This window comes from Enterovibrio norvegicus FF-33, from assembly GCF_000286835.2.
Lineage (GTDB): Bacteria > Pseudomonadota > Gammaproteobacteria > Enterobacterales > Vibrionaceae > Enterovibrio > Enterovibrio norvegicus_A.
The window spans coordinates 458,802-468,297 of the sequence record NZ_AJYD02000013.1 but is presented as its reverse complement, the minus strand read 5'-3'; the positions used below and the strand labels follow the sequence as shown (position 1 = coordinate 468,297).

Genomic DNA, 9,496 nt, shown 5'->3' with positions numbered 1-9,496 from the left:
TTCGAATCCTTCTCCCACCACCATCATTCGCCTTGTGGCTTGATGGGCAACATTAAGAACGCAACGCAATATAAAAAGTAAAAGAAAAACTCGTGGTGGGATTCCCGAGTGGCCAAAGGGATCAGACTGTAAATCTGACGGCTCCGCCTTCGAAGGTTCGAATCCTTCTCCCACCACCATCATTTAAAAAGCCAGCTCATTGAGCTGGCTTTTTTCGTTTGTACTTGATGGCTGCACTTCTTTATTGACCGCCGCATTGCGCTATTTACCGATGACGCCTCTGCCATGAGGCGCCCACAAATCCTGCTCTGGCCCTTTAGGCACAATACGTGTCGGATTGATGTTAGCGTGACTGAAATAGTAGTGACGCTTGATATGATGCATGTTGACCGTGTCTGCCACCCCTTCCACTTGGTACAGCTCTTTCATATAACCAAACAAGTTAGGATACTGAGCGATCTGCTGACGGTTGCATTTAAAGTGACTCACATACACAGGATCAAAACGAACCAGTGTGGTGAATAAGCGCCAATCTGCTTCGGTGATATGATCGCCTGCCAGATATCGATGGCTCGCCAAATGTGCATCGACTTTATCTAGCGCTGCAAACAAATGATCAAACGCATCTTCGTAGGCTTCTTGCGTGGTGGCAAACCCGCTGCGATACACGCCGTTATTGATATGTGGGTAGATATAATCGTTCCACTCATCAATCGTGCCACGAAGTGCTTCTGGGTAGTCATCGTCAGTATTGCCTGTTAGCTCGTTAAACGCCGAATTAAACATGCGGATGATTTCTGACGATTCGTTACTGACAATGGTTTGGGTTTTCTTGTCCCAAAGAACGGGGACAGTCACGCGTCCAGTGTAAAACGATTTTGCCTTGGTGTAGATTTGATGCATGAAGTTGAAGCCGAACAATGGCTCAGGTGAATCAAACACCCACCCGCTTTCAAGCATATCCGGGCTGACTATGGACACATCAATGTGTGGTTCAAGGCCTTTCAGTTTGCGGAAGATCAAGGTGCGATGTGCCCAAGGACAGGCTAACGACACGTAAAGGTGATAACGACCTGATTCGGCTTTGAAGCCTGACTCGCCCGTTGGCCCCGCTTCGCCGTCCGGCGTTACCCAAGATCGGAAACCCGCATCTTCACGGACGAATTTTCCGTTGGACGCTTTTGTGTCGTACCACACGTCATGCCAGACACCTTCAACTAACTTTCCCATCATCTCTCTCCTCAACTCATCTGCAATCAGTGTATTAAGCAAACGCAACAATGTCGGTAGCAGGAAGTTGGCAGACTTATTCGAAAAAACTGAACATCAGAAAAAAGCCCCTCGAATGAGGGGCTTAATTTAGAAAGCGTGTGGATAAAAACGGATTAAGTACGACCACCCAGCATGCTGATGTTAAAGGTCACCTTTTTTGCCGCGCTACCGTCTGGGTACATTTCATTGATTTCAATTTCATCATCATTAATGACAAATCGTATTGTCGGATCTTGAGCCTGATCTCGCCATCGTCCCTCATTTTGAGCCCAAATCGCGCGCTTCTTGTTTACTTTACAGCGCACATGCCACTTATTGTTATCATCAGGTCGTGGATAGGAAATGTAGAAAACATCGAGCCCCGTTTCTTCTTCCTTAACAACCTTGTCCGTCATCATCATGGTTGGGCTTTTTCCCTTGATGACAGCTAGGCTCGCCTTGCAAATCTGCTCTGTGGTGAAATCACCGTACTCGCTGCACCCTGCAACGAGAATAAGAGCCGATGAGACCATCGCTGTTTTTATCAGCATGCACATTTTCATTTAATGACCTCTCACCATGGGTATAAGACAAACAACACCTTGATTGCCAATAATATTGTTTTACTACAGCATAGTTGCAAATGTAAGACTCTGCGTTATGACGCATTGGATTGTGTTTTTTCCAAGGCGCTTTACACAACCACTCTGAACCATAATCAGTTACAATACGCTGCGCTCAACGTATTTCACCAAATAAAGAGTAGAACAAAGACATGAAAGTCATCTCATTTAATATCAATGGCCTACGAGCACGTCTTCACCAACTTCAAGCACTGATCGAGAAACATCAACCTGATGTAATTGGCTTGCAAGAAATCAAAGTTCACGACGAAGCCTTCCCTCTCGAAGATGTCGAAGCCATGGGTTACAAGGTCTATTTTCACGGTCAAAAAGCACACTATGGCGTGGCAATGCTGTGTAAAGAAGAACCCATCAAGGTCCAAAAAGGATTCCCGACTGACGAAGAAGATGCTCAGCGCCGAATGATTATGGCCACCTTCAAACAGGCCGATGGCAGTGAAGTGACTGTACTCAACGGTTACTTCCCGCAGGGTGAAAACATTGCGCACGAAACCAAGTACCCTGCAAAGATAAAATTTTACAGCGACTTGATGACTTACCTCAATGACGCGCACACCAACGAAGAAAACGTGATCGTGATGGGCGACATCAATATCAGCCCAATAGATTTAGATATCGGCATTGGCGAAGTGAACCGCAAGCGCTGGTTGAAAACCGGCAAATGTTCGTTCCAGCTAGAAGAACGTGAAATGCTGGCAACACTGATGAACTGGGGCTTTGTGGATACCTTCCGCCAGCAGTTCCCAGATGCCGACGACAAGTACTCATGGTTCGATTACCGCTCACGTGGCTTTGACGACAACCGTGGCCTACGCATTGATGTGGTTCTCGCAACCCCTTCTCTCGCGGCGAAATGCGTAGATACTGGCATTGATTACGAGCTTCGAGGCATTGAGAAGCCGTCCGATCACGCGCCAATTTGGGCAACCTTCGAGTAAGAGCGGAAGAGAAGGTTCTAGGAAGAGCAGGTCCTAGATCCTAGGGAAGAACATTAGGTTACAACGCCCACAAAAAAACCGCCGATATATGGCGGGTTTTTTTGCTTTGGGGTTTTGTTCTTTTGCTCTTCCTAGGACCTGCTTTTCCTAGCACCTAGGACCCTATGTTTACCTAGGCCCTGCTCTTAGCTTTCCAACGGTCTCAAATGCCTGTGCCAGCGATGCTCTAATCGCTTAAAGCCATAAACAATGCTGAACGTTAAGCACAGATAAATAGCCGCGACAAACAAGAACGCATCAAACGGTGCGTAGAAACGTGCGTAGATGTCTCGTGCTGCGCCTGTCAGGTCAATAATGGTGACGACGGATGCAATCGAACTGGCATGTAGCATGAAGATAACTTCGTTGCTGTAAGCCGGCAATGCACGACGAAATGAAGACGGCAAAATAATGCGACGAAGAATCGTAAAGCGCGACATGCCATACGCCTTGCCCGCTTCAATTTCACCATTCGGCGTCGCCATCATGGCGCCACGCAAAATCTCAGTCGTATAAGCCGCGGTATTCAGCACGAAAGCAAATAAGCATGGGTAGAACGCATCTTCAACAATCGCCCAAAACATGGACTGTTGAATGCCTTCAATTTTCGCCACACCATAGTAAATCAGATAAAGCTGGATCAAGAGTGGCGTTCCACGGAACACATACACATAAATCCAAACGGGACGGTTAATCCATGGGTTCTTTGACGTTCTTGCGACAGCCAACGGCACAGACAAAATAAGGCCGAGGATCAGTGACAGTACCACTAACTGAACCGTAGTGGTTAAGCCACTCCAGTAATGGACAATGGTCGTTGAGGTGAAAATCTCGTTTTGATCGAGAAAAGCATACAGTGATTCTAACATTCCGACTCTCCTTAGCCTCTTACCACACCAGCACTGAATTTACGTTCCAGTCTTTTAAGGCCTAGCTCAGAAACGGACGTGATCATCAGGTAGACAATCGCTACCGGAATAAAGAATTTAAACGGTTCGTTCACCGCGCCCGCGGCTTCTTTTGCCAAGCGCGTCATATCAGCCAAGCCAATCACGGAAACCAGCGCTGTGGTTTTCACCAAAACCAACCAGTTGTTGCCGATACCCGGCAGAGCGTGACGCATCATTTGCGGGAACATAATGCGACGAAACACCATCCAGTCACTCATGCCGTAAGCGGTGCCCGCTTCAAGTTGACCTCGATCAACCGCGAGAAACGCGCCACGAAAGGTTTCAGCCATGTATGCGCCGAATATAAAGCCGATGGTCGAAACGCCTGCGGTGAATTCATCGACGTTAAAGAAAACATCATATTCGTAGGTGTCATAGAGCCAGTCAGAAAAGTTGTTGAGCATGATCTGAACGCCGAAGAAGATCAGCAGCATCAGTACCAGGTCAGGCACGCCACGAACAACCGTGGAATACACTGTCGCCACGCCACGCGCGAAGCGGTTTTTGGAGACGCGAGCCATCGCGGTTACCAATCCAAGTAACAAAGCAATAATCGCTGAAAGCACCGCCAATTCGACAGTAAGAATAGCGCCCATAAATATGGAAGGGCCATAACCATGCAGATCTAACATCCTTTACCTCCTGCACGTAAAAAAACCGACGTCGATTGTCATCGGTCGCAAGGGAGCATATCCGGCGCCCTTTGGAACGCTCTGTATATCGTTAGCTCTGTCCGTTAACGGTATACAGGGTGTTGCTCTAACTTGAGGGCAGCATTCAACACGGAATACTCACCCTCAAGGACGATCAATTACATTTTGATGTCGTACTTAAAGTACTTGTTCATGATCTCATCATATGTACCGTTTGCTTTTACTTCAGCCAACGATGCATTGAAGATCTCAACCAAGCCTTTGTCGCGCTGACGGAACGCTGCAGCAACACCATTACCGAGTTGAATATTCTCACCAACGGTTTTGAAGTTAGCACCATCAGACGCACCCAAAATCGCAGCTTCACCAACAGGGAAGTCAATCAGTACTACGTCAAGACGACCGCCTTGCAGATCCAAAACCAGATCATCACCGGTTGTGTAGCGCTTGATTTCAGCAGTTTTGCCAAATGTGTCAGTCGCGTGGTTATCTTGGATCGTGCCACGTTGAACACCAATACGCTTACCCGCCAGTGATGCAACATCACTTGGGTTCAAAGTAGACGCTTTGGGTGCGAAGTAGCCACTTGGGGTGTTGTAGTAAGGTTCTGAAAACGCAACTTGCTTCGCACGTTCTTCAGTGATCGACATAGAAGAGAAGATCACGTCGTATTTACGTGCTTTCAAGCCAGGAATGATGCCATCCCACGCTTGCACAACCCAGCTACAGTTTAGTTTTGCGTTTTCACACACTGCATTACCTAGGTCTACTTCAAAACCTGTCAACGTGCCATCGGGTGCTTTGTATTCGAACGGTTCATAAGGTACATCCACAGCGATGCGTACATCTTTCCACTCTTTCGCTTGAACAGCTGTCGCGCCAAGTGCAGCAGTGACTGCTACAGCAACTAACCATTTTTTCATCTTTCTGTCTCCTTATGGATATTTGAACCAGATGGGGATATTCCTTTTCCATCTGTCGAATATGCGTAGCTACGCGTTAATAAATTGAAGAACGTTAGTAAATTGAAGAAATAAATTGTTTTAAACGTTCTGACTCAGGCGAGGTAAAGAGCTTTTCAGGATGCCCCTGCTCTTCTACTCGTCCTTGATGCAAGAACATCACGTGATTGGATACATCGCGAGCAAACGCCATTTCGTGGGTAACCACCAGCATGGTGCGCCCTTCTTCTGCGAGAATTTTCATCACATTGAGTACTTCACCGACCAATTCGGGGTCGAGTGCTGACGTCGGTTCATCAAATAATAGCGCTTCTGGCTCAACAGCGAGTGCGCGAGCTATTGCGGCACGTTGTTGCTGACCGCCTGACAAATGACCGGGGTAATAATCTCGGCGCTCATAAAGACCAACACGTTGAAGGTAAGCTTCTGCGCGCTCTATGGCTTCAGCTTTCGATACACCAAGAACATGGATAGGGGCTTCGATGACGTTTTCCATGACGGTCATGTGAGACCAGAGGTTGAAACCTTGGAAAACCATGGCGAGGCGAGAGCGAATACGTTGAACTTGTTTTTCACTGACAGGAATGGCGTCACCACCGCGTCCATTCTTCATTTCGATCAGTTCACCATTGACCCAGATTTCTCCGCTGGTCGGTGTTTCAAGTAGGTTGATGCAGCGAAGAAAGGTACTCTTACCTGAACCGGAAGAACCGATAATTGAAATCACATCGCCGCGATGTGCATCCAGTGAAATTCCTTTTAAAACTTCGTGTTGACCGAACGTTTTATGTAGGTCTTTAATCTGCAGCGCTACTGCTTCCGTCATGCGCTTGACTCCTGTCATTCTGTTAGCACGTCGCTTTTCGTTGAATCTAGTTCTCAGCCGCATAAACACTGAGTTCAAACGTGATTTGAACTCAGTAATAATGACCAAAATAGTGAAGCTCGGCGATTCAATTGACAATCCTGTAATTTTCACCCGTGCTACAACACAATTCACTGCTTAAGCTCGTTTCTGTGAAAATAACACCCATCAGTTCCAACAGCAACAATTTGTTAACCTTTAAGTGGGTAAAAAATAAGTCATTTTAAATGCATAAATAAACAGAGTGAATAATTGCAATGCCATCGATTTCATTGATGGTTAGTTAAGGTTAGTGTAGGGTGTGTTTTGAGACAATACTCTTATATTTCAATATCGAGAGACATATGCTTTCCCGCTTGCTGACACTGTGTTTCGCGCTTGTCTCTTTTGCAGGTATCGCCGCGACTCACACACTAACGATCATCCCCGAGCTATCAAACGGTTTCGTGCGTAACTACAACCCTTTTCGCCCCGATAAACTGGCGACGACGCGGGATTTCATCTTTGAACCTTTGATGGTATTCGAAGACGATGTCACTCACTATCGCTTGGCCAAAAGCTACGCCCTGTCGCCTGACTTAAAGGGGATTACATTGACCCTAAGAGACGGTATTCAGTGGTCTGATGGTGTTTCCTTCTCTGCGGATGATGTTGTCTTCAGTTTGTCACTGCTCAAAAACGAACCAGAACTGGATTACAATTCACTCGGCGAGTGGATCGAACGTGTCGAAAAACGTGGTGAAAATGAGGTATACGTCTCGTTAACTCGCCCAAACGCGCAAATTGCGCTGCGTCTGCAAGAGGCGATTATCGTTCCGGAGCACCAATGGAAGGATATTAGGGACAAACGCTACTACCTCAATGCCAAGCCTGTGGGTAGTGGCCCTTTTACCGATATTCGTGCATTTAGCAGTAACAACGTCGTCCAGTGCCGTAATCCCAATTATTGGCAACAAGATGCGCTTAAGATCGACTGTATTCGGTATCCATTGGTGCGTACCAATGACGAACTGATCTCTCGCTTAAGTAATGGTGAGTTTGATTGGGCAAGTGCGTTTATTCCTGATATTGAGCGAAATTACTCGTCGTATTCTCCTGACTATCACTACCACCATAAGCCGTCGACCATTGTCAGCCTGCTTTTTAATTTCAACCACCCCGATCCTGAAACACGCAACGTTATTCAAGATGTCAGATTTCGTCGCGCCATCTCCATGAGTCTCGCGCGCGACCTGATCATCGATATTGCGGTATTTGGTCAAGGCGAAAAGGCGGCATTTGCCAGTGGGTTAGAGTCTAAATTTGACGATTGGATTGTGAACTCAGCGGCAGAACAGCACCTGTACTACATTCGCTTTCACCCGAATACCGCTGCACGTCTTCTTGATGAAATGGGCCTCAAAGACACCAATGACGATGGATTTCGTGAGCTGCCCTCTGGCGCCCCACTCTCACTGAGTCTTATCGCACCATCAGGTTGGAGTGACTTCACCTCTGCCGCCAATATCACGGCAGAAATGTTGAATGCCATTGGTATAAAAATCGATAGCCAAGCACTGCCTTTTTCAAAATACACGGAGCAAATGGCAGAAGCCCGTTATGACATGAGCATAACGAACTACTTTTCAGGCATGACGCCTTTTCGCTATCTCAATTCTGCGTTCAACAGTCGCTACCAAACGCCGTTAGACCCCCGCTTTGCGCAGCACTACTTTCGTGATGAAGAAATCAACCAACTGCTCGATGCATTTTTGCTCGAAACCACGCAAGAAGGGCAACGAAAAGTGATTAACCGCCTCCACTTGCTCATCTCAGAACAACAGGTGACAGTGCCTCTTTATTACAAGTTGGAGACGGTGGAATTTACAAAAAACCGATTTAAAGGGTGGCGCAGACATGCCGATGGTACACCCAACGTTCCACCTATTTGGTACACAGAAAGGCTGCGTCTGATTCAGCTATTGGCACTCGAACCAGTTGACGGCGAGTAGCGAGCTACTCCGTCGTTGACTCGTTCGTCATTAAATCTAACGTTTTTAGCCAAACATCAGCGTCGCTTGCGGGGTCAAGTTCTCGCAGGGTTTCATACGCCGAACGAGCCAATGACAATTGGTTGGATTTCATCGCGCTATAGCCCAGAATTTCCCATAAAAAGGCATCTCGAGACCCTCCCATATCAATCGCCTGTTGCGACAACATGGCAGCATCTGACCAGCGTTGTAGTTCCGAGGCGACACGAGATTGTGCTTTAAGCAGATAAAGTTCCGGCTCTTCTTTATTAAGTACTGACGCCACTTCCCATGCTAATGACCATTGTCCAGCCTGCATGTGATATTGCAATTTACGCCTTAATACGTCTCGACTAGTACCGACCTGCTCTTTTTGAATGCCTTGATTGAGAAAGCCCATCGCTTGCACTGGCTCACCGAGCATGCTGGCAAATTGCGCCATATCGAGATAATCCGCCTCACTCAGCGCTGACCCTTTCTTTTGCTCAGATTTCAAGATTGAAAGTGCCTGACGCACCTCACCCAAACTGGCATAGGCCATGGCTTGTTTTTGCTGCCAACGAAATTCGTCACCAAACTTCTGCTGAATAATTCGCGTTGTATTCACCAAAGCGCGGTGTTGCTTAAGCTGTTCTTCACTGAGCGCTTTGATCTGCCAGATAAACTCAGGCACATCAGCATAACGCGCAATAATCGCGTTGCTTTGTTTTAAGGCTTCACGGTAGTTTTTCTGTGTGAATAAGGCTCGCGTGTATAACTGTGCAACGGGCTGAAACGGCGGAAATTCATCGAGATAGGTACGACCATAGCTGACAGCCATGTCTGACCTATCCCTTTTCATCGACAAAGACACTAATGCACCTAATGTATCCTGTCGCAAACTGGCAGGTAACTTTCGGTACTCAATGGCTTTTGTATATGCAACATAGGCGCGGTCATAATTGCCTTCATGTAAATAGATAAAACCAAGCAGACGTTGATGAAGCGCTTCTTGTTCCTCGTTATCAGCCACAATGGCTTTTGCGAGATCTGCGGCATCACTGAAATTATCTTGAGACAATAACTGTTCAATGCGGTTCAGGTGATTGGAGAAGTCAGGATCGCTGGCCTGTACTGGAAAAATCACACTGAATAGGAGGATGCCGGCGCCAAATAATTTCATATCCCTCAGCCATTAACGATTTG

At 47.0% G+C, this 9,496-nt stretch carries 9 protein-coding genes and 1 tRNA gene; 3 read left to right on the top strand and 7 right to left on the bottom strand.

Annotation, left to right across the window (positions count from 1 at the left end):
- Positions 1-94 precede the first annotated feature (94 nt).
- Positions 95-179: transfer RNA gene (locus tag A1OO_RS04450), tRNA-Tyr, on the top strand.
- 82 nt (positions 180-261) lie between these two features.
- On the opposite strand, the gene A1OO_RS04445 is transcribed toward A1OO_RS04450, so the two are convergent.
- Both A1OO_RS04445 and A1OO_RS04440 read right to left on the bottom strand, forming a co-directional pair.
- The gene (locus A1OO_RS04445; protein ID WP_016958486.1) at positions 262-1,230 is read right to left on the bottom strand and encodes a glutathione S-transferase family protein; all 969 of its coding nucleotides are present in this window, start codon (positions 1,228-1,230) and stop codon (positions 262-264) included.
- Between the two features lie 155 nt (positions 1,231-1,385).
- Entirely contained in the window at positions 1,386-1,802 is a 417-nt protein-coding gene (locus A1OO_RS04440) for a hypothetical protein (protein ID WP_017004746.1), read from the bottom strand.
- Between the two features lie 224 nt (positions 1,803-2,026).
- Here A1OO_RS04440 and xthA point away from each other — a divergent pair, with 224 nt between their 5' ends.
- Positions 2,027-2,833: an exodeoxyribonuclease III gene (gene xthA, locus A1OO_RS04435; RefSeq protein WP_017004745.1), complete on the top strand. Its 807-nt coding sequence runs from the start codon at positions 2,027-2,029 to the stop codon at positions 2,831-2,833.
- Between the two features lie 185 nt (positions 2,834-3,018).
- Here xthA and A1OO_RS04430 read toward each other — a convergent pair whose 3' ends face one another.
- The 4 genes from A1OO_RS04430 to A1OO_RS04415 form a co-directional block, all read right to left on the bottom strand.
- Positions 3,019-3,741: an ABC transporter permease gene (locus A1OO_RS04430; RefSeq protein ID WP_016958489.1), complete on the bottom strand. Its 723-nt coding sequence runs from the start codon at positions 3,739-3,741 to the stop codon at positions 3,019-3,021.
- 11 nt (positions 3,742-3,752) lie between these two features.
- The gene (locus A1OO_RS04425) at positions 3,753-4,454 is read right to left on the bottom strand and encodes an ABC transporter permease (protein WP_017004744.1); all 702 of its coding nucleotides are present in this window, start codon (positions 4,452-4,454) and stop codon (positions 3,753-3,755) included.
- A 179-nt stretch (positions 4,455-4,633) separates the two neighbouring features.
- Positions 4,634-5,398 carry a transporter substrate-binding domain-containing protein gene (locus A1OO_RS04420; RefSeq protein WP_016958491.1) on the bottom strand — a complete coding sequence of 255 codons (765 nt, stop codon included), beginning with the start codon at positions 5,396-5,398 and terminating at the stop codon, positions 4,634-4,636.
- 94 nt (positions 5,399-5,492) lie between these two features.
- Positions 5,493-6,263, bottom strand: coding sequence for an ABC transporter ATP-binding protein (locus A1OO_RS04415; protein ID WP_016958492.1), 771 nt, complete (start codon positions 6,261-6,263; stop codon positions 5,493-5,495).
- A gap of 383 nt (positions 6,264-6,646) precedes the next feature.
- Here A1OO_RS04415 and A1OO_RS04410 point away from each other — a divergent pair, with 383 nt between their 5' ends.
- A complete protein-coding gene (locus tag A1OO_RS04410; RefSeq protein ID WP_017004743.1) occupies positions 6,647-8,293 on the top strand; it encodes an ABC transporter substrate-binding protein in 1,647 nt (548 codons plus the stop codon).
- 4 nt (positions 8,294-8,297) lie between these two features.
- Here the strand turns inward: A1OO_RS04410 and A1OO_RS04405 are convergent, their stop codons facing one another.
- Positions 8,298-9,473, bottom strand: a complete 1,176-nt coding sequence (locus A1OO_RS04405; protein ID WP_016958494.1) for a tetratricopeptide repeat protein — start codon at positions 9,471-9,473, stop codon at positions 8,298-8,300.
- Between the last annotated feature and the right edge of the window lie 23 nt (positions 9,474-9,496).